Source organism: Streptococcus suis YS56 (genome assembly GCF_000440115.1).
Lineage (GTDB): Bacteria > Bacillota > Bacilli > Lactobacillales > Streptococcaceae > Streptococcus > Streptococcus suis_L.
The window spans coordinates 11,985-33,323 of record NZ_ALMY01000063.1; the positions used below are offsets into that span (position 1 = coordinate 11,985).

A 21,339-nucleotide genomic window follows, 5' to 3' on the forward strand; every position below is an offset into this window, starting at 1 on the left:
ATTATTGTTTGAGGCCCACAAACTCTACGAATCGTAAAAAAGCTGCCTGACCTTCTGGAGTACGTTTATAGACACCTGCATCTTCCAATACACGCGCAAAAATTTGTCCCACTGACTCACGAACAACTTGTTCGACAGTTTCTTCCGTCACATCTGGGTGAGCTGTTTTCAGGCTTTCCGCCCAAGGCTGATGATAGGCTGCCACTTGACTGTCTTGACCTAGTAAGTATTTTTCTACTTCAGCCAATTCTGCCTTCAAGCGTGGAGGCAAAATCGCCAAGCCCATGACCTCAATCAAGCCGATATTTTCTTTCTTGATATGTTGCACATCTGGGTGTGGATGGTAGATGCCATCTGGAAACTCTTCTGAGGTCTGATTGTCGCGGAGAACCAAATCCAACTCATACAAATCTCCTCGTTTCCGAGCAATCGGGGTGATGGTATGATGGGGAGTTCCATCCGTCTCAGCCTTGATCTGAACGCTATCATCTGAGTAGCTCCGCCATTTTTCCAAAATCTTAGTCGCTAAACCAAGAAGCGATGGCTTATCTGCCGAGCTCAATCGAATCACCGACATGGGCCACTTGACAATGCCTGCCGAAACGGACTCAAAGCCGTCGAAGACCAGCTGACGCTCAATCGGTGCCTTTTCCATGGCAAAACTGTGCCGCCCACCTTGATAGTGATTGTGGGTCAAGATGGAGCCACCCGAGATGGGTAGATCAGAGTTGGAACCGACAAAATAATTTGGAAAGATGTCTAGCAGGTCCAAAAGTTGTTCAAAAGTTTGAGGACTGATAACCATAGGCACATGCTCTTGGTTCAAGAAAATGGCATGTTCATTGTAGTAGGCATAAGGTGAATACTGGAAGCCCCACTTTTCCTGACCAAGATCCAAGCGGATAATGCGGTGATTGGCGCGTGCTGGATGGTTAATCCGTCCCTGATAGCCCTCATTTTCCATACAAAGTAGGCACTGAGGGTAATTAGAAGCCTCTGCTAAACGGGCTGCCGCAATAGCTTTTGGATCCTTCTCCGGTTTAGACAGATTGATGGTAATCTCTAGGTTGCCATAGTCTGTCGGTGTTTGATAATAGATATTTTTGGCAACAGCAGCCACCTTGATGTAGTCATTGCGCTTGCTCAAGGCATAAAAATCTGCCACAGCTTGTTCAGGATTTTCCTGATAGGTCTGCCAAAAATCACGATTGACCTGACTTGGACTTGGCGTTATCAAATCCATCAAACAAGCCCCAACCATGTCTTGCTCTTCCAGCAATTCTCCCACAAAACCAGTTCGAACTCCATGGGCCAATAGTTCATCTTTTAATTCAATCAAGTCCTCTAACTCTGTTTGAACTGTTAAAACCTGGTCCCCGACCAAAGCCAAGACCCGATTGCGCAGGTAACGGGCATCCATTTCTTCAAAATCACTGTTGGCAATGATCTGCTCAACAAAACGATCCACCAATCCTGTCATCATTTCTCCAATCTATTATTAGTAATAGTCTTTCAGTTTGAGAAGAGGATAGGAAACAAGCCAAAACCACTTCTCAACGTTCGTCGCATCCAGTCGAGCAACTGACATGTAAGTCACTTCTGTCAACCTAATAATGAAAGACTATAAGACGCGAGAGCCTCCAGCAATCTCCGCTACATAGAAACTTGGTTCATATCCAACCACTTCAGTATAGGTCTTACCAACATTTTCAGTAAAGGCGTCAACTTTATCCTTATGAACAATAGCAATACCACAACCGCCGAAACCTGCACCTGTCATCCGAGCGCCAAGAACGCCTTCTTGCTCCCAAGCTGTGTGAGCCAAGGTATCCAATTCCAAACCTGTCACTTCATAATCATGCTCTAAAGAAACATGAGAAGCATTGACCAAACGACCAAAGGTTGCCAAATCCCCATCTTCCAAGGCCTTACGCGCCTGCAAGGTCCGTTGATTTTCTAAGACAGCATGGCGGGCACGCTTGATACGGTTTTCATCCTTAATCAAATAACTATATTGATCAAAGGTCCATTCATCCAATTCTCCCAGCGTTTGAATATTCAAGACTGCATTCAATTCTTCCACCGCTTTTTCACATTCCGCACGACGCTCATTGTACTTAGAATCTGCCAATTCACGACGTTTGTTGGTGTTCATGATGACAATCACATGGTCACCCAAATCCAGGGGCACTAATTCATACTCCAAGCTATTGGTATCCAGATAAATGGCACGCTGGTCTGCTCCCATACCGATAGCAAACTGATCCATGATACCAGAATTGACACCGATAAAGTGATTTTCCGTTTGTTTCCCAATTTTTACCAAATCAAGACGCGTCAATTCAAGTCCGTACAACTCTTCTGCGATAATCCCAATCAAGAGTTCCAAGGAAGCTGATGATGACAAGCCTGAACCATTTGGAATGTTCCCGTAAACAAAGACCTCCATCCCTGTGTCAATGGTGTGACCTGCCTCTTGCAAGAACTTGAGCACCCCTTTGGCATAGTTGGTCCAGTTATCCGCTTTATCAAAGACCAGATTGTTCAAATCCACTTCGATCACACCAACTTCTTCAAAGTTTGCGGAATAAAAACGTAGAAGCTGGTCGTCACGTTTGCGAGCAGCCCCGTAAGTCCCCAAGGTAATAGCCGCAGGGAAAACATGACCACCATTGTAGTCCGTGTGCTCACCAATCAAGTTAATCCGACCTGGTGAGAAGAAAGTCGCATTTGCCTCTTGACCAAACACATCGAGAAAGGCTTGTTTGAGTTGTTCTTTGTTCATAAGAACCTCCTTGATTTTGTAATCGTTTTCTTTTATTGTACATCTCAATAGTATAAAAGTCAATAGTTTTACTAAAATTTTACTAATTTTATGTTTTGTGCTATACTAGAGACAAATAGACAGGAGAAAAACATGGTTACTATCAAAGATATCGCGCAACAAGCCGACCTTTCCCCCGCTACCGTTTCAAGAGTTCTAAAAGGCGACCTAACCTTATCCGTCAGCCCAGAAACGCGACAAAAAATCTTGAACTTAGCACAGGACCTGGGCTACACCAAACACCTCAAAAAACAGGTACCCCAACAAAAAGGCACCATCGGTATTGTCCAATGGTACACCGAAAGCGAAGAGTTGGCTGACCTCTACTACTATTCCATCCGTGCCAGCATCGAACAGACCGCCAGCCTACTCGGCTACCAAATCGTCCGCTCCTTCAACGACTTGACCAATCCCCTCCTTCAAGGATTGGACGGCATCATCGCAGTTGGTAAATTTTCTTCTGGGCAAATAGCAGAGCTGACCAACTTGTCTTCCAAGCTAATCTTTGTAGATTCTGATACACTGACCGAAGGATTCTCCTGCGTCACAACTGACTTTGAACACTCTGTTCAGACAGTTATCGACCACTTCCGTTCTCAAGGTATGACAGATATTGGACTCCTAGTCGGACAGGAAGAAACCGCAGACGGACACCAACTGCCAACAGACCCCCGCCTGACAGCCTTTCGGACCTATCTAGACTCCTTGGGCATGCTCCAAGAAGACTACATCTACCAAGGGAAATTCTCCACTCAGTCAGGCTATGAGCTGATGAGCCAGGCTATTTCCGACCTGGGTGACCAGCTGCCCCCAGCCTTCTTCATGGCAAACGATACTCTGGCTGTCGGTGCCCTTAGAGCCCTTCAAGAACACCAAATCGCCGTGCCAGAACGGGTCCAACTCATCACCTTTAACGATACAGCCATCACGCGCCAAGTCTATCCAGCCCTGTCATCCATCAGTGTCTACACCGAAGAAATGGGGCAAGAAGCCATGCAGCTGCTGGACCGTATGATTGCGAGTCCGCAGCCCCACCACCCCCGCAAAATCAAACTGGGTACCCAGCTGGTTATACGGGAGAGTTCTTACTAATAAGGTATAAGAAAAATCTTCCTACCAAATTTTTCGATAGGAAGTTTTTTTATTTTAGTATTGTCTTCTAGCTCTATCAGCATCTGTTCTAGCTTGTGCTGCCCTCAATTGGTCTTGATGATGTTGGGTCTGTCTTGCACGTTCAGCTGCTATTTGAGCCCGTCTTTCTGCCTCAATCATTTTTCTACGTGCTGCTTCGTTCTCCGCAGCAGCTGCATCTAGTGAGTTATTATCAACTGGGACCGTTCCGTTTGGTCCCATTTCTCTCATTGTTTTATACAATTCTTTTTCGAGATAATTCAAAAACGGTCTCATCAAACGAAACGTAAATACAGATAGTTTCCAATAGACTTTAAGAATTGACTTTACAATGTTCATCACTTACCCTCTACGTCTTCTTGCAGCTGCAAGACCAAGACCAGATAATACTGCCACACCTGCGAGCGCCAATAGACTTGTTTGCTCCCCTGTATTTGGCAAGGTCTTAGCTCGTTCGACACGTGAGTAGGTCACTTTTTCTCCAGTAGCTGTTTGTGTCACGGCTACACCTGCTTGTGGGTTCGTCACCACAACTTTACCGTCAACAACTTTCACGTCTTGACCTTTTGCAACGGCATCTTTAACAAAGTTAATATCGACAGCTGGTTTTGCATCAGCAGTTGGTGCTGTTTTTGGTACTGCAACAACTGTTCTATCTGGAAGAGTAGCAATGATGTTATCTTTTGCTTTGTCTTCAAGTTCTTTAACGGTTGCGTATTCAGCTTGAAGTTCTGCCAATTTAGCATTTTCTTCGTTGAGTTTAGCAGTAAGTGCTTCAAGTTTAGCTTGTGCAGTTTCAGCTTTAGCTTGTGCGTCAGTAAGAGCAGCTTGTTTTGCTGTGAGAGTTACTTGTGCTTCAGCAAGAATTGCAGGAGCATTCAAGTAACCGTTCAATTCTTCAGCAAGTGCTTTAGCTTCTTCAACTAAGCGGTCTTTTTCTGCAAGGAGTGCATCACGCTCTTTGTTCAAGCTATCAAGGGTTGCTTGTTGGCTTGCAAGGTTAGCTTGAGCTGTTGTAAGAGCTTCAGCCTTAGAGTTTGCAGCAGCTTGTGCTGTAGCAAGTTCAGCTTTGGCAGTATCAAGAGCTGCTTTCTTATCAGCAAGATTTGCTGAGAAGTTGTCAACAGCTTTTTGGGCATCAGCTTTGCGAGTTTCAGCATTTTGAAGAGCAATGGTTGCAAGACGTAGGTTATTTTCTGCTACCTGTGTTTGAAGCGGTGTAGCAGTAGCGTCAGCAAGGACTTTTTCTGCCTGTGTTTTAGCTTCCAAAGCTGTAGCGTAATCTGAACTTGCTTGGGTCAACTTAGCTTTTGCTTCATCAGATGCAGTTTGTGCTGCTGTAAGAGCGGTTTGAGCTTGAGTGAGTGCGGCTTGAAGTGTTGCTGGGTCATTTGGGTTGGTGATTGGGGTGCCAGTGTAGACACCAAATACGTTGATTAAATGAGGTTGACCAGCGAATGTTGCAAATGCTACACCTAGTTCAGATGCACCCATTAAAGTATTGTTTAGATGACCCCAGCTTGATGGTGCATCAGCAAACGCTTGAGCCATTACAAATTTGTAGATTTCTTGTTTAACATCATACATAGTCATTGATGTACCATATTTAGCTAGTGCAATTGGGCCACCATTTTCACCAAAATAATCACCTGGTAAATGACCAGCTGTTAGAATATCTTTGTTACGAGCTACGTATTTGTTCATTTGGTCTTGTGCAGCTTTCATTGAACCTGTATTTAGTTCAAATGCAGGCAAACCAAGTCGTTGACGAATAGCATTGATTACTTGCAAGTTGTAAAGTGCAAGTTCTTCTGCTTGCTCTTTTGTGATATTTGTGAAGTCAACAATTTTCGCTTTATCATCTTCACCAATCTTAGTTGAAGATTGTTCAATAGCAGTAGCACCAGAATCAGTCATAAAGTCTGAGTCACCTTCAGTTTTATCAGCTTTGAATTGAGTCAAGTCTGCAATTGTAACAGTATCAATATTTGCAAGAGCGTCTGTTGCTGATTTGACAGCGTCAGTAGCCTTGCTTACTGCGTCAGTTGTTGTTTTAACAGTATCTTGTGCAGTAGTCAATTTTGCTTTTGCTGTATCAACAGCGTCTGTTTTGACTGCAAGGTCAGTTGTTGCTGCATCAATTTTAGTTTGACGGTCTGCGTCTGCCTTTTTAGCGGTATCAACGGCTGTAGTAGCAGTTGTAACATTATCTTGTGCTGTTTTGACGTCAGCTGTAGCTTGGTCAAGGGTTGCTTGAGCTTCCGCAAGACCAGTACCAGAAAGAGCATCTTGTGCTGCTTTGACATCAGCTTCTTTAGACGCTACTGTGGCATCTGCTTGGTCTTTTTCTGCTTGGGCAGTATCAACAGCAGTTTGTGCATCGGCAACAGCTTGTGTTTGTGCTGTGATTTCAGCATTGACTTGATCTGTTTCTGTAGCGTTAGCCTCTTGGTCAGCAAGGTTAGCTGTTTGGTCAGACTGGTTAGCTGCAATATTTTCTGGTGTTGCTTTAGCAGCGTTTGCTTCTGCGTCAGTTACAGCTTGGGTTGCAGTAGCAACGTCAGCTTGTGCGTTAGACACTTCTTGATTAGCTGTGTTTACTTCAGCTTGAGCTTGACCTGCTTCAGTAGCAGTAGCGTCAACAACAGCTTGTTGTGCATCCACTTCTGATTGAACTTCAGCAGCAGTTTTTGGTGCTTCAACAGTATTAGTTTCTGTTGCTGGTGTTTCAGTTGCAACTGGTTTTACTTCCTCAGCGAATACTGGTGCAGAAGTAGCACCGATTGCTGTTGCGATTGCCGCACCTGTTGCGAATGTTTTGATTGATTTTTTGTTCATAGTTTTTTCTCCTGAGTTGCTGTTAGGATTGGTTTGACTGTAAAGTCAAACCTTGATATATGTAGTATATCAAGCTATTCTAAATTATTTTACCATTTAACAGTGTCAAACACAACACTTATTTCTGTATATAAGTGTAATTTAACATACTTATTTTTTACCACATTAATCTTTACAATAGTAAGAAAAGGTGTAAAAGATGGAACAAGACAAACTACAAACATTTATTGCTAAAAGAATACGGTACTTAAGACTTCAAAAAAAGTTAAGTCAGGAAAAGCTTTCTGAACTCGCAGAACTTGGTTCGAAACATGTTCACAATATTGAAAATGGTAAATATAATTTTCAGATTCAAACCCTAAGTAAAATCATTAATGCTCTAGAGATAGATGAAAAAACATTTTTTAACTTTGAATTCCCAACACAAGATAAAGAAGTTGATAATGTCCTTAAACAAATAGAACAATTGCCCTCTGAGAAACGACATGATATTATTTCAGCTTTAAATACATTATTATCTAATATAAATAACCGCTAAGATACAAACATCCTAGCGGTTTTCTTCTATTCATATTAATCCAACAATTTCGCCAATTCCTGAGCCAAGAGTTGTTGTGCAACTTGTGGATTAGCTTGTCCTTTAGTTGCTTTCATCAAGAAGCCTGTGAAGGCCTTGTCTGCATTGCGTTTGCCAGACTTGAAGTCAGCTACGGCTGCTTCATTATCCGCAAAGACTTGGTGGATAATCGGAATCAAGACCGCAGGGTCTGAAATCTGTACCAAGCCAGCTTTCTCCACATAAGCCTTAGCAGAGCCGCCTTCTTTGGCCAAGTGTACAAAGACCTTCTTGGCAATCTTAGATGAAATAGTTCCATCCGCAATCAAGGCAATCATCTCCACCAAGTTTTCTGGTGTCAAAGCGATTTGCTCAATAGTCTTACCTTCAGCATTGAGGAACTGAGCCACCTCGCCCTGCAACCAGTTAGACACCTGCTTAGCATCGCCACCTGCTGCCACTGCTGCTTCGAAGAAGTCAGACAGAGCCTTTGTAGACGTCAACTGACCAGCATCATAGGCGGTCAAGCCCAAGTTTTCCACATAGTGGGCACGGCGAGCCTTTGGAAAGACTGGCAATTCTGCACGCACTTCCTCAATCCAACTATCATCAATCTCATAGAGCGGTAGGTCTGGCTCTGGGAAGTAACGGTAGTCAGCTGAACCTTCCTTGACACGCATGAGAATGGTTTCACCAGTAGATTCATCGTAACGACGAGTTTCCTGCTGGATTTGACCACCTGAACGCAAGATTTTCGCCTGACGTTCTACCTCGTGTTGCAAACCCTTGCGAACATAGTTGAAGGAGTTGAGGTTTTTCAACTCAGTCTTGGTACCAAATTTCTCCTGGCCATAGGGACGAAGAGAGATATTGGCATCCACACGCATAGAACCTTCTTCCATCTTCACATCTGAAATACCAGTGTATTGGATAATTTCCTTGAGAGCTGTCAAGTAGGCATAGGCTTCTTCAGGCGAACGCATATCCGCTTCTGATACAATCTCAATCAGTGGCACGCCCTGACGGTTGAGGTCTACATAAGAATAACCATCTGTCCCGTGGGTATTCTTACCTGCATCCTCTTCCAAGTGCGCACGCTCGATACGGATTTTCTTGGTTGAGCCGTCTTCTAGCTCGATCTCAATCCAACCATTGTAGCCAATCGGCTCGTCAAACTGGGAAATCTGATAGGCTTTGGGGTTATCAGGATAGAAATAGTTCTTACGGTCAAAGTGCATGTCCTTGTGAATGTCCATATTCAAGGCCAAGGCAGCCTTGATACCCGCATCCACAACGCCCTTATTAAGAACAGGAAGGACACCTGGGAAAGACCAGTCAATCACGTTGGTATTAGCATTTGGATCCTCACCAAAATGAGCAGATGAAGGTGAGAAAATTTTCGAGTTGGTATTCAACTCCACATGGACTTCTAGACCAATAATCGTTTCAAAGTTCATTAGTTAGCACCTCCAAAAATCACTGGTTGTTGCTTGTGGTAGTCGGTCGTCGCTTCAAAGGCAGCAGCCACTTGGTAAATGGTCTCTTCTGAGTATTTTGGACCAATCAACTGCAAACCAACTGGCAAGCCTTCCACAAAACCAGCAGGAATGGAAATACCAGGGAGACCTGCCAAGTTTACAGGAATTGTTAACAAATCCGCCAAGTACATAGCGACAGGATCATGGTTGAGCGTATCCAAACCAAAAGCAACCGTTGGAGCTGTCGGCCCCAAAATCAAATCATAGTCCGCAAAGACCTTTTCAAAATCTTGGATAATCAAGGTCCGCACCTGGCCAGCCTTCTTGAAGTAGGCATCGTAGTAACCAGATGACAGGCTGAAAGTTCCCAGCATGATACGGCGTTTGACTTCCTCACCAAAACCTTGGCTACGAGTTTTCACATAAATCTCTTCCAAGTTGGTCGCATCTTCTGCACGGAAACCGTAACGGATACCGTCAAAACGTTGCAAGTTAGAAGAAGCCTCTGACGAAGCGATGATGTAGTAGACAGCAACCCCATACTTAGAATGTGGCAGGCTAACTTCCTCGATAATCGCTCCCAGGCTTTCCAAGTGCTTAGCAGCCTTGAGAATGGTTTCCTTGACCTGCGGATCAATCCCTTCACCCATGTATTCTTTTGGCAGAGCAATCTTCATACCCTTGATGTCCTGACCAATCTTGCTAGTGAAGTCTGCGATTTCATTGATCGTTGATGTTGCATCCTTGACATCATGACCAGAGATGACATTGAGCAACTGGGCATTTTCCTTAACTGTCTGTGAAAATGGACCAATCTGGTCAAGAGATGAACCAAAGGCAATCAAACCAAAACGTGACACCGTTCCATAGGTTGGCTTCATACCGACGATACCATTAAAAGCTGCTGGTTGACGAATGGAACCACCTGTGTCAGAACCGAGTGACAAACGGACCTGACCAGCAGCAACTGCAGCTGCCGAACCACCTGAAGAACCACCAGGAACTTTTGTCTGATCCCAAGCATTTTTAGTCGGTTTGAAGGCAGAGTTCTCATTCGAACCACCCATGGCAAACTCATCCATGTTGGTCTTACCAACAACAATCATGTCCTTGGCATAGGCTTGGGCAATAGAAGTCGCATCGAAAATCGGCTCGTAGTTATAGAGCATTTTTGAAGCAGCAGTTGTCAAAATACCCTTGGTTGAGATATTGTCCTTGACTGCCAAAGGAATCCCCGCCATGACATTGTCCGCATCAATCCCCTTTTCATCAAGGGCAGCTGCCTGAGCCAAGGCTGCATCTTCTGTGATAGTCAAGAAAGCATCCACTGCTCCCTCACGGCTCTTAATGTCTTCCAAAGTTGCCTTGGTCAACTCAACCACAGAAATCTCCTTTTTGACAAGGAGGTCATGCAATTCATCAATGGTTTTATTGTTAAAAGTCATTAGGCATCTCCTCCCCCGTCTAGAATAGCTGGTACCTTGATAAAGTTATCTTGTGATTCAGGCACATTTTTAAAGAGCTCCTCACGGCTCTCACCTTTTTGGGCAATATCTGCTCGCAAGACATTCTTACGGTCAGCCATAGTGGTCGTTACCGCAACACCTGTCGTATCCACTTCATTGAGCAATTCAACCATATCGACAATCTTGCTCAAACTTGTCGCAAATTCCGCTGTTTCTTGATCCGAAAATTCCAGCTTAGACAGCTTGGCAACGTGACGGACTTCAGCTTCAGAAATCTTCATTCTTACTTTCCTCCTAATGGAAATCTATCTTCTCATTATACCATATTTCCAGCCCCAGACAAAGGTAGAAATGACCTAATATGTTACCTATTCCCTCCTAAAAATCCGTTCTTTAAATTGCGAAGTATTCCTAATCTCACACCGTCAAACGATAAAAAACAGCAAGTTTTACCTAGCAATAAAACTTACTGTTTGCTTAGCCTATCTTTTTATGTACTAATCCTTTGCATATTTGCGGTATTTTTCCATTTTCCCCTTAAAAAGCTCTCCATTACTTGGTGCTGTATAGGAGACAGCATTGGCTCCAGCTTCGATAACCCGACGAATAGAGTCCTCAGTCGGACCACCAGTCGCAATAATTGGAAAATCAGGGAAAGCTTCTCGAATCTTCTTCACAACCCTTGGCGTTTCCATACCGCAAGAAACATTTAAAATATCTACTCCTGCTTTAATCCGTGAGGTTAAATCAGACTTTTCAGAAACAACTGTATAAATGATAGGAATATCCACTACTTTATTGATTGCCTCAATTGTCTTTACATCCGTTGGTCCATTTACCACAACAGCGTATGCTCCCTCCGACTCAGACAATAGACTCATATTAGCTGAACGCATACCTGTCGTCAAGCCTCCACCAACACCAGCCAAGACTGGAACTGACGCGACCAACATAATACTTTTGATAATAGCTGGACTAGGCGTAAATGGATAAACAGCCAAAATAGCATCTGCGTTGTGATTGGCAATAATCGACACATCCGTTGTAAATAAGACTGAACGAATGCGACGACCATAAATACGAATTCCACTACATTCCTTGATAACTTCTGGCATCTGAACAATATCCTGCCGTAAATCTGATAAAACAGATGGAATAAACTGTTCGCTCATCCGCAACCTCCTCTATACTAGCTACAATAATATATAGTATAACATATTATTTCATGGAAGATACACAAAAACAATCCATTTTACCACTGCTTTCACAATAAAGTACTTTTTCAACAGATTTTTTTAAAAAAAGAGACAGCTTTCGCTGCCTCCCATTCTCCGACCAAAATAGTCTGTAGGACTATCTTAACGACGGATTTCTTTGATACGTGCTGCTTTACCTTGCAATGCACGTAGGTAGTACAATTTAGCACGACGTACTTTACCGTAACGTACTACTTCAATCTTATCAACACGTGGAGTGTGGATTGGGAATGTACGTTCAACACCTACACCACCAGAGATTTTACGTACAGTGTACATTTCTGAGATGCCTTGACCTTTACGAGAGATAACAACACCCTCGAAAATCTGGATACGTTCGCGGTTACCTTCGACAACCTTAGCGTGAACACGCACAGTGTCACCAGGACGGAATGAAGGGATGTCAGTACGAAGTTGACCTTCTGTCAAACTTTGGATCAATGGATTCATTTTATTCTCCTATCTTTGTCAATCTTAGGTGCTTTTAAACCCAGCGGATAAACTGTATTTTTGTGCGTCCATTACACACAGACTATATTATACACCAAGTAATCACCTATGTAAAGCATTTTGATAAATTTATCATGGTCAATCACACCGCTTCTTTTATAGTCTTTTAGTTTACTTTTAGTACTAGGCAACGAGCTGCAGACAGTACTGGAGTACGGCAAAGCGAGTTAACGAAGTAATAAAAGAAAAACTAAATGACTATATCAGAATCAGACTGACGACGTAGTTGTAGATGGAACTGAAGTTCATCAAGCTAAGTCAACAAGGTCTGAGTTTGATTTTCGAAGAGTGTTAATGATACAGATTCCTGTTGGAGAAAAACGAAAAACCAGTCCACAGACTGGTCACTATACTATTAGTCAATGATTGTCGCACCAAGTACATGACGCAAATGATTGAGAGCAAACTGATGATTCTCCTCCGTCAATGCAGCAATGGCTGATGAGACCACCTCAATACGATACCCCTTATTATAAGCATCAATAGCTGTATGAAGAACACAAATATCAGACAAAACACCCGTCAAGACAACCGTATCTACACCACGTTCTCTTAATCGAACATCCAAATCCGTTCCAGAAAAAGCAGAATAATGGCGTTTATCCATCCAACGAACACGCGCATGCCCTTTATGTTTTTGATAAAAATCTGCTAAAGGACCATACAAGTCACGCCCTTGCGTCCCAATGATATTATGGCTTGGGAAAAGCTGAGCTTCAGGATGAAATTCATCCCCCTCCTCATGACCATCAATCGCAAAGAAAATATAGTCTCCATTTTCAAAAGCTTCTTGCGTAACCTGAGCAATTCGTTCAGAAATAGCCTGAGCTGATTTTCCAGCAGTCAACTTTCCTTCGTCTGCCACAAAATCTATTGTATAATCAATCGAAATCAATGCTTTTGTCATGTTAGTAGTCACGTTTCTTAATTTCATCAAAAATAGCTGGGATGAGAACTTTCAAATAAGTCCCCTTCATTCCCAAAGAACGACTTTCAATAATTCCTGCACTCTCCAACTTACGCAGTGCATTCACAATCACCGAGCGTGTAATACCGATACGATCTGCAATCACAGAAGCAGTCAATTGCCCCTCATTGCCATCCAATTCACCCAAAATAGCTACAACCGCCTTCATTTCTGAATAAGATAGCGTATTTACCGCCATATTAACTGCCGCACGACGACGTATATTCTTCTCGTCTTCTTCCCGTTGGAAATTAAGTAACTGAATACCAACTACTGTTGCCGCAATCTCAACCAAAATCAAATCATCATCGTGAAACTGCTCATCATTCCGCCAGATAATAAGCGAACCAAAACGAATCCCCGTCACATGGATAGGCGCAATCGTTGTCAAACCATTAGGATAAGCTGCCCGTGACTCCACAGGAATAGCTGTCAACTCACTCTCCACAGGCAAGTTAACCTGAGTATCGTAGACCTGCGCAACTGCCTTTACATACTCCTCTGGATATTGTTTGTTAATGTAGAACTCTTCAACCCTGTCATTATTGGTCTTATAGTTCATGTGATAGCCTAAAATCTCACCCTCACTATTGATAATACAAGAATTACAATCAATAATGTCAGACAAGTGCTCCGCGATGGCATTGTATGGCAATTCTTCCGCCAACTGCTCTTCGGAACGCTTCAAAATAGAAGTAATATTCCGTGTCTTCTCTAATAATGTTATCATATTTTCCTCTTTACTCTGTAATTGCTTTCAGTATAGCAAAAAATACATAAAATTTCAACAATTATCAGAATATTTACCGTTGTTAGAATAATTCAAACAATTTCATTCAAGTAAAAAGAAAAGGCTGATTAACATTCAGCCCAAAATTCCATTATCTACGGTATTGCCGCAAGAATCGTGACATTTTTTCTTGAATTTCTGCCAACTCATCCACACGTGGTAAATACACAATACGGAAATGATCTGGATCCTTCCAGTTAAAACCTCGACCATGGACCAAAAGTACTTTTTCTTGCTTGAGGAAATCCAATACAAATTGTTCATCATCATCAACTCTGTACATCTCACGATCAATTTTTGGGAAGACATACAGACCAGCCTTAGGTTTTACAGCAGAAAGTCCTGGAATATCATTAATCGCCTTAGTAATAAACTCCCTTTGTTCATATAAGCGTCCGCCAGGCATCAAGAGTTCATCAACCGATTGGTAACCTCCCAAAGAAGTTTGAACAACCTGTTGAGCCAAAACGTTTGAACACAAACGCATATTGGACAACATATTCAAGCCTTCAATGTAACCTTTTACATGCTTTTTCGGACCAGATAAGACCATCCAACCTACTCGGAAACCACAAATACGATGCGATTTAGACAGTCCATTCATCGTCACAACAAATAAATCTGGAGCCAGTGTCGCAATAGGGATATGAACAGCTCCGTCAAAGACCATACGATCATAAATCTCATCAGAGAAAATGATCAATTCATGTCTACGAGCAATATCAATGATTCCTTCTAAAATTTCTTTCGGATAGAGAGCACCAGTTGGATTATTTGGATTGATAAGGACAATTGCCTTGGTTCGAGAAGTCACCTTAGACTCCATGTCTGCCAAATCGGGATACCATTCAGCTGCTTCATCACAAACATAGTGAACAGCTTTACCACCAGCCAAACTAACTGCGGCAGTCCAGAGAGGATAGTCTGGCATTGGCACCAACACCTCATCACCATTATCTAGCAAACCTTGCATAGACATAACAATCAGCTCACTCACGCCGTTTCCAAGATAAATATCTTCAATATCAACATTTGGAAATTTCTTTAGCTGACAATACTGCATGATAGCCTTACGTGCAGAAAAAATTCCCTTACTGTTCGAGTATCCCTCTGATTTACGGGCGTTATGAATCAAGTCACGAATAACTTCATCTGGAGCAGTAAAACCAAATTCTGCAGGATTCCCCGTATTCAAACGTAAAATCTGCTCTCCATTGGCACGCATGCGCATGGCCTCTTCCAAGACAGGCCCACGAATATCATATGCTACATCATCCAATTTTGTTGACTTGTTAAATTGCTTCATGTCGTCACCTCGACTTTCTATCTTTTCTATTGTACTGTAAAAGCAAAAAAAGTACAAGAATCCTTTACATTTTCTCTCAAAAGGCTTATAATAAAAATGTAAGGAACTACTCTACCTATTTCGGGACAAAGCTCTTCTGAAAGGAGTGATTATTATGACACAATCTTACAAAACAATACTCGTCGCTGTAGACGGATCTAAAGGAGCAGAATTAGCTCTTCATAAAGCTATTCATGTCGCACTACGCAACCAAGCACGTCTGATTATCGCCCATGTGATTGATACCCGTGCTCTCCACAATGTTGTTGCATTTGACGCCTCTGTCTATGAATCTTTAGAAAGAGAGGCGGAGCTCCTCCTCGAAGAATACAAACAAGAAGCCCTCAACGCCGGTCTGACCGATGTACAGATTCGCATTGAATTCGGTAACCCAAAAAACCTACTGGCTATCGATATTCCAAAGGAAACCGGTGCGGATCTTATGTTACTTGGAGCAACTGGTCTAAACGCCTTTGAACGTCTCCTAATCGGATCCTCATCCGAATATATCATGCGCCACGCAACTATTGATTTACTCATTGTTCGCGATGGAGAAAAAAGTTTATAAACCAAAAGACTTGATTTACGAATCAAGTCTTTTCATCTGTCTTTTCAGCTCTTCCTGAATCTTTTCCTCCGGCGCAAACCGTTCTTCCCAATCATCAGGTTTTAAAATTTTATGGGTAATTGGATCAAAATGGGCCTTCCCATCTGGAAATATTTTCCCCATATTTGCAGTATGGACTATCTGAAAAATTGGTTCTGGATCAACCCCCATCAAAACAAACGAACCATATGTAAAATAAAGAATATCCAGCAAAGCATCTACCTGATCCTGCATCGAAACCCCGAAACTTCTCTTGCCAGATACCTTAGCAGCAGCAGTATCTAAATCCTGATGAAGTTGTTGAATAAAATCATGAAACTCAACTTCAGATTCTGAAGCTGCATGTAGAAATTCTACCAACTCCTCCAATTTAAAACCAGCGCGATGCAAAGCCGTCTGTCCATCATACACACTGGGAAGTTCTTGGGTTTCACCATCCATTAAAAAATGAAAATCCTTTACCCTATTAAAATTATCGTCCTTGCTCTGAAACATCTTATCCCTCAATCACACCAAAATGAATTAATGCCTTATAAATCCCATCACGATTATTTGTATCTGTAACAAAGGAAGCTGCTTGTTTAACCTTTTTCGTCCCATTTCCCATCGCTACCGAGTGCTGAATTTCATTCAACATTTCAAAATCATTATTAGAATCTCCGAATACCATAACTTCATCTAACTCAAAACCATATCGTTCTGCAACCTTTACAATACCCGATAATTTTGAATTTCCCTTACTGATAATATCAGTCGCATAGGGACTCGAACGCGTAAAAGACAAGTTCGGAAAGAGCACCTCCAATGATTGCGTCTCCCTTTCCGTCGTCAGCAACATCAGCTGATAGATTGGTTGAAAGAGAAAACCTTTCAAATTCGTTTCCTGTTGAGGACTGATCCAACGTACCAAGCGATTGAAAATAAAGTTTATGATTCCAGCCCAGGACTCCGGAATCATACGCGTCACACGATATGCAAAATTTCCTGTTCCAGCACTCATAATCTTACTACCAAATATGCCTTTAGCAGTTCCAAAAGATAAATCCTTATGGTGAGTTTGCGCATACTCCATAATTTGTTCAATTTGCTTTGGCTCTAAACTCTGACTATGAATAACTTCTTCTCTTGAAAAAATATATTGACCATTATAAGCAATGGCCAAATCTAGCCCTAAACTAGCCATATACTGCAAAACAAAACGAGGGTCACGTCCTGTAGCTAGACCAACTAAAATTCCCTTCTCTTTCAAAGCATTAATGGCGAGAATAGTTGAACTACTAACCATACGATTGTCGGTCAATAAGGTACCATCAATATCGAAAAATACAGCCTTTATCGTCAACCAACTCACCTACTTTCTAAGAATTATGTTACAATTAGTATATCACACTTTGAAAGAAACTGAAAATTTATGAAAAAAATTCTAGTATTGCATACAGGTGGAACCATTTCTATGCAAGCCAATCATCAGGGTGAAGTTGCATCGAGTAAAATCAATCCAATGACCCAAATTGATAGCCCACTAGAAGAAATTCAAGTAACATCCTTGGATTTTCTCAATGTTCCAAGTCCGCACATTCGCTTAGAACATATGATGGCTCTATACCAAAAAATCAAAGAAGAACAAATGAACTTCGATGGTTTTGTCATTACACATGGCACAGATACTTTAGAAGAAACTGCCTATTTCCTTGATACAATGGCTATTCCAGAAAAACCAATTGTATTGACCGGAGCTATGCGTTCCTCAAATGAACTAGGTAGCGACGGGATTTATAACTACCGAACAGCCCTACGTGTGGCTGCTGATGATAAATCCGCAGATAAAGGTGTTCTAGTGGTCATGAACGATGAAATTCATGCTGCTAAATATGTTACAAAAACGCATACCACCAATGTCTCAACCTTCCAAACACCAACCCATGGACCACTGGGGTTAGTCACCAAACGAGAGATTCTCTATTTTAAAACTGCTGAACCACGTGTTCGATTTGACTTGTCAAGAGTCACAGGAACGGTCCCAATCATAAAAGCTTATGCAGATATGGACTCCATCCTCCTTGATTCTCTCACTGCAAGCTCAATTTCCGGCTTAGTCATTGAAGCACTCGGCGCCGGAAATCTTCCGCCTACCATCCTTCCAGCCATTAAGAAACTCCTTGATCAAAAGATCCCCATTATTCTGGTATCTCGCTGTTTTAACGGAATTGCTGAGCCTGTCTATGCCTACCAAGGAGGTGGCATCCAACTGGAGCAAGACGGCATTCTATTTGTTAAAGAATTGAATGCTCAAAAGGCCCGACTCAAACTCCTTATCGCTCTCAATGCAGGCTTGGAAGAGCAAAGCTTGGCAGATTACATCCAAGGTTAATCGTTGACGAACTATACAATATGTCAAAAGACCAACACAGGTGTGTCGGCCTTTTTTTATATGACTAATCCAATTCCTCTCCATCTTTCAAATTAGCAAGTAAAATCGACCAATTAGGGTCCTCCTGCCAATTTTCCACACTAACAATCTGACTAGCAACTCGTCTTGCTTCCTCTAAAATTGGATAGTCCTCGATAATATTTGCAACCTGAAATTCTGGCAAACCTGATTGACGAGTTCCAAATATTTCTCCAGACCCACGCATTTTCAAGTCAGCTTCAGCCAAAATAAAACCATCTGTCGTCTCTGTCATAATTTTCATGCGTTCCTTACCAGACTCTGTTTTAGGATTAGCAACTAACACTGCATAAGACTGCTTATGACCACGTCCTACACGCCCTCTCAACTGATGTAATTGGCTTAAACCAAAACGATCTGCATCCATAATAACCATCACCGTTGCATTGGGCACATTGACTCCGACTTCAATAACAGTGGTAGAAACCAAAATATTCGTTTTTCGCTCCTTAAAAGCCTGCATGATGGCATCTTTCTCGTCATTTTTCATCTTACCGTGTAACAAATCCACTGTAACTTGCTCTCCAAAATGCGCCTGTAAATCAGATTGCAGATCTACAGCATTCTTTAAATCCAGAACCTCAGATTCTTCAATCAGCGGAGAGATAAAATAAACCTGGGCACCTACTTCTAACTCCCGCTCCAACCAATCTAAGACCGTGGGCAGCTGTTGATGTTTGACCCAGCGAGTAATAATTGGCTTCCGACCAGCAGGCAACTGATTAATAATCGATACATCCATATCTCCAAAAGCTGTAATAGCTAACGTCCGAGGAATAGGTGTAGCAGTCATCATAAGCACATCCGGATTATCACCCTTCTCACGAAACAGACGGCGTTGTTTAACCCCAAAACGATGTTGCTCATCCGTCACAACCAAACCAAGCTTATGGTACGTCACACTTTCCTGTATAAGAGCATGAGTTCCTACAATGATGTCTACCTGACCACTAGAAATCGCCTCTAAAGCAGTACGACGCTCCGCAACCTTCATTCCCCCTGTCAAAAGAGCAATAGAAAGTTCTGGAAAAAGCTGGCGCAAACTCTCAAAGTGTTGCTCAGCCAAAATTTCTGTCGGGACCATAATTGCAGCCTGCATCCCCGCAGTCACAGCAGCAAACATAGCTAATCCAGCAACTACTGTCTTCCCTGAACCAACATCCCCTTGTAACAAACGATTCATGTGCCCATAGGACTTCATATCTGATAGTATTTCAGCCAAGGCCCCAGACTGAGCATCCGTTAAGGCAAACGGCAATTGTCTTATCTGCATAGCCAATCTATCAGCATCATAAGCAATCTTCAAACCATTCGAAATATCACGATTGTTGGCTTTCAGCATTTGCAACTGTAATTGAAAATAAAATAATTCCTCAAACTTCATACGTCGCAAAGCTTGTCTATACTCTTCTAAATTTGTCGGAAAATGCATCGCAAAAACCGCCTCTCGGCGATTCATTAACCGATAGCGCTCTCGTAAAACTGAAGGTAAATTCTCCTCTAATAAATGCAAATATCCCTGATCAATAGCTGTTTTTATAGCCTTAACCAAATTTACTTGCGAAATCCCCTGCGCCACATGATAGACAGGCTGCAGCTCATCTGATACTTGAGCCAAAACTTTCATTCCTGTCAAACTCGCCTTAGCCTTATCCCACTTTCCCCAAACTGCAATATCCTGCCCCAAAACAATCTTATCTGCTAAATAAGGCTGATTAAAAAACGAAACTGCTAAGACAACCTCACCCTGTTTCATTGAAAAACGGAGTCTATTTCTTTTGTAACCATAATACTGTACATTAGCTGGAGATACCACCTCCCCAACTACCACTGCCTTCTCACCATCCTGCAAATCATAAATAGACTTACTCTCAAAATCTTCATATCTAAATGGATAGTAAGTCAGCAAATCATTAATATTCTGAATGTTAATTTTTAAAAATTTTTCAGCCGATTTTGGACCAATCCCTGGCAAAACCGATAATTCATCACATAATCTTTTCATGTCTCTATTATATCAACAAACAATGAATAGACAAAGCAACAAGAAAAGAAAAAGGAGCCAAACAAAAGCCCATTCACCTCAAAAAATCATGACCACCCGTCAAACGGGTGGTTTGAACAAGGGCTATAAGCCCACATCACCAGCCAGCGCCTAAAGACGCTGGCTTTCACTTTGTTCAAGCCTCACTGCTTTTGACTCGTCACTAGCCTCTTAAAGAGGCATTCGTACTACTTGCCATTATCCCTAAAGGGCTCTTCATATTCTTTTACACTTAACTTATCAAGTGCTATATCATGTTTTTCCTGTTCTTGTATGTATTTCTTAATTGTGGCTTCATTAAGTCCAACTGTACTTACATAATAGCCCTATGCCCAGAAATGACGATTGCCAAATTTATATTTGAGATTGGCGTGTTTATCAAACATCATAAGAGCACTCTTACCTTTTAAATAACCCATAAAGCTTGATACACTTAATCTCGGAGGAATACTGACTAACATATGAACATGGTCCGGCATCAGATGTCCTTCGATAATTTCTACGCCTTTATAACTACACAAACGTCGGAATATTTCTCCCAAACTACTTCGATATTGATTATAGATGATTTTTCGTCTATACTTAGGTGTGAAGACAATGTGGTAGAACACAACCACTTTGTATGTGATAAACTATGTGCCTTTTGTGCCATACTTTTCTCCTCTCGCTTTACAATAGGCTTGAACACCTTTATTGTATCGCGTTTGGAGTTTTTTTGGTATAACCTTCGTCGCGCACCCGCATAGCGGGTGGTTTATTTGTCACGCACCTTACGGAGCGTGACGGACTAAAAGTCACATAAACAAAAAAAGAGACCTAAGCAGCCTCCCAATATAGTCCGTACGGGATTCGAACCCGTGTTACCGCCGTGAAAAGGCGGTGTCTTAACCCCTTGACCAACGGACCATATACTAAAGATTTCTCTTTACTCCGCCAACAGGGCTCGAACCTGTGACATCATGATTAACAGTCATGCGCTCTACCAACTGAGCTATGGCGGAATATGCTAAGCGACTACCGTATCTAACAGGGGGCAACCCCCAACTACTTCAGGCGTTCTAGGGCTTAACTGCTGTGT

General features: G+C 42.2%; 17 protein-coding genes, 2 tRNA genes and 2 pseudogenes. 4 read left to right on the forward strand and 17 right to left on the reverse strand.

Annotated elements, in window-relative coordinates:
- Position 1: 1 nt before the first annotated feature.
- Complete coding sequence (gene galT / locus SST62_RS0107295) at positions 2-1,480, reverse strand: UDP-glucose--hexose-1-phosphate uridylyltransferase (protein ID WP_029186840.1); 1,479 nt, start codon at positions 1,478-1,480, stop codon at positions 2-4.
- 141 nt (positions 1,481-1,621) lie between these two features.
- A complete protein-coding gene (locus SST62_RS0107300) occupies positions 1,622-2,785 on the reverse strand; it encodes a galactokinase (protein WP_029186841.1) in 1,164 nt (387 codons plus the stop codon).
- A gap of 132 nt (positions 2,786-2,917) precedes the next feature.
- Between SST62_RS0107300 and SST62_RS0107305 the strand changes: the two genes are divergently transcribed.
- The gene (locus tag SST62_RS0107305) at positions 2,918-3,916 is read left to right on the forward strand and encodes a LacI family DNA-binding transcriptional regulator (protein WP_029186842.1); all 999 of its coding nucleotides are present in this window, start codon (positions 2,918-2,920) and stop codon (positions 3,914-3,916) included.
- A gap of 54 nt (positions 3,917-3,970) precedes the next feature.
- On the opposite strand, the gene SST62_RS0107310 is transcribed toward SST62_RS0107305, so the two are convergent.
- Both SST62_RS0107310 and SST62_RS0107315 read right to left on the reverse strand, forming a co-directional pair.
- Positions 3,971-4,219: a hypothetical protein gene (locus SST62_RS0107310; RefSeq protein ID WP_153309612.1), complete on the reverse strand. Its 249-nt coding sequence runs from the start codon at positions 4,217-4,219 to the stop codon at positions 3,971-3,973.
- Between the two features lie 78 nt (positions 4,220-4,297).
- Positions 4,298-6,793, reverse strand: a complete 2,496-nt coding sequence (locus tag SST62_RS0107315) for an SEC10/PgrA surface exclusion domain-containing protein (protein ID WP_029186844.1) — start codon at positions 6,791-6,793, stop codon at positions 4,298-4,300.
- Between the two features lie 199 nt (positions 6,794-6,992).
- Between SST62_RS0107315 and SST62_RS0107320 the strand changes: the two genes are divergently transcribed.
- Positions 6,993-7,331 carry a helix-turn-helix domain-containing protein gene (locus SST62_RS0107320; protein WP_029186845.1) on the forward strand — a complete coding sequence of 113 codons (339 nt, stop codon included), beginning with the start codon at positions 6,993-6,995 and terminating at the stop codon, positions 7,329-7,331.
- A 35-nt stretch (positions 7,332-7,366) separates the two neighbouring features.
- Here the strand turns inward: SST62_RS0107320 and gatB are convergent, their stop codons facing one another.
- From gatB to SST62_RS0107360, 8 genes are all read right to left on the reverse strand, one after another.
- Positions 7,367-8,806 carry an Asp-tRNA(Asn)/Glu-tRNA(Gln) amidotransferase subunit GatB gene (gatB, locus tag SST62_RS0107325; RefSeq protein WP_011921932.1) on the reverse strand — a complete coding sequence of 480 codons (1,440 nt, stop codon included), beginning with the start codon at positions 8,804-8,806 and terminating at the stop codon, positions 7,367-7,369.
- A complete protein-coding gene (gene gatA, locus SST62_RS0107330) occupies positions 8,806-10,272 on the reverse strand; it encodes an Asp-tRNA(Asn)/Glu-tRNA(Gln) amidotransferase subunit GatA (protein WP_029186846.1) in 1,467 nt (488 codons plus the stop codon). Before gatA ends, gatB begins: the two co-directional genes overlap by 1 nt.
- Positions 10,272-10,574: an Asp-tRNA(Asn)/Glu-tRNA(Gln) amidotransferase subunit GatC gene (gatC, locus tag SST62_RS0107335; RefSeq protein WP_011921930.1), complete on the reverse strand. Its 303-nt coding sequence runs from the start codon at positions 10,572-10,574 to the stop codon at positions 10,272-10,274. The genes gatA and gatC overlap by 1 nt, the downstream gene beginning before the upstream one ends.
- A 216-nt stretch (positions 10,575-10,790) precedes the next feature.
- Complete coding sequence (locus tag SST62_RS0107340) at positions 10,791-11,465, reverse strand: hydrolase (protein ID WP_029186847.1); 675 nt, start codon at positions 11,463-11,465, stop codon at positions 10,791-10,793.
- A gap of 186 nt (positions 11,466-11,651) precedes the next feature.
- A complete protein-coding gene (rplS, locus tag SST62_RS0107345) occupies positions 11,652-11,999 on the reverse strand; it encodes a 50S ribosomal protein L19 (RefSeq protein WP_011921928.1) in 348 nt (115 codons plus the stop codon).
- A 415-nt stretch (positions 12,000-12,414) separates the two neighbouring features.
- Positions 12,415-12,966: a cysteine hydrolase family protein gene (locus tag SST62_RS0107350; protein WP_024376330.1), complete on the reverse strand. Its 552-nt coding sequence runs from the start codon at positions 12,964-12,966 to the stop codon at positions 12,415-12,417.
- 1 nt (position 12,967) lies between these two features.
- Entirely contained in the window at positions 12,968-13,756 is a 789-nt protein-coding gene (gene codY, locus SST62_RS0107355; protein ID WP_029186848.1) for a GTP-sensing pleiotropic transcriptional regulator CodY, read from the reverse strand.
- A 151-nt stretch (positions 13,757-13,907) separates the two neighbouring features.
- Complete coding sequence (locus SST62_RS0107360) at positions 13,908-15,122, reverse strand: pyridoxal phosphate-dependent aminotransferase (RefSeq protein WP_014735452.1); 1,215 nt, start codon at positions 15,120-15,122, stop codon at positions 13,908-13,910.
- Between the two features lie 154 nt (positions 15,123-15,276).
- On the opposite strand from SST62_RS0107360, the gene SST62_RS0107365 reads away from it, so the two are divergent.
- A complete protein-coding gene (locus SST62_RS0107365; RefSeq protein WP_024380030.1) occupies positions 15,277-15,729 on the forward strand; it encodes a universal stress protein in 453 nt (150 codons plus the stop codon).
- A 15-nt stretch (positions 15,730-15,744) separates the two neighbouring features.
- On the opposite strand, the pseudogene SST62_RS1000000112915 reads toward SST62_RS0107365, so the two are convergent.
- Positions 15,745-17,110 (reverse strand): annotated as a pseudogene (locus SST62_RS1000000112915) (Cof-type HAD-IIB family hydrolase).
- A 69-nt stretch (positions 17,111-17,179) separates the two neighbouring features.
- Between SST62_RS1000000112915 and SST62_RS0107380 the strand changes: the two are divergent.
- Positions 17,180-18,139, forward strand: coding sequence for an asparaginase (locus SST62_RS0107380; RefSeq protein ID WP_029186851.1), 960 nt, complete (start codon positions 17,180-17,182; stop codon positions 18,137-18,139).
- 64 nt (positions 18,140-18,203) lie between these two features.
- Here SST62_RS0107380 and recG read toward each other — a convergent pair whose 3' ends face one another.
- The 4 genes and pseudogenes from recG to SST62_RS0107400 form a co-directional block, all read right to left on the reverse strand.
- Positions 18,204-20,222 carry an ATP-dependent DNA helicase RecG gene (gene recG / locus SST62_RS0107385; protein WP_029186852.1) on the reverse strand — a complete coding sequence of 673 codons (2,019 nt, stop codon included), beginning with the start codon at positions 20,220-20,222 and terminating at the stop codon, positions 18,204-18,206.
- A gap of 227 nt (positions 20,223-20,449) precedes the next feature.
- Positions 20,450-20,913: pseudogene (gene tnpA / locus SST62_RS01000000111645) on the reverse strand (IS200/IS605 family transposase).
- Positions 20,914-21,095: 182 nt separating this feature from the next.
- A tRNA-Glu gene (locus tag SST62_RS0107395) sits at positions 21,096-21,167 on the reverse strand.
- A 22-nt stretch (positions 21,168-21,189) separates the two neighbouring features.
- Positions 21,190-21,262, reverse strand: a tRNA-Asn gene (locus SST62_RS0107400).
- Between the last annotated feature and the right edge of the window lie 77 nt (positions 21,263-21,339).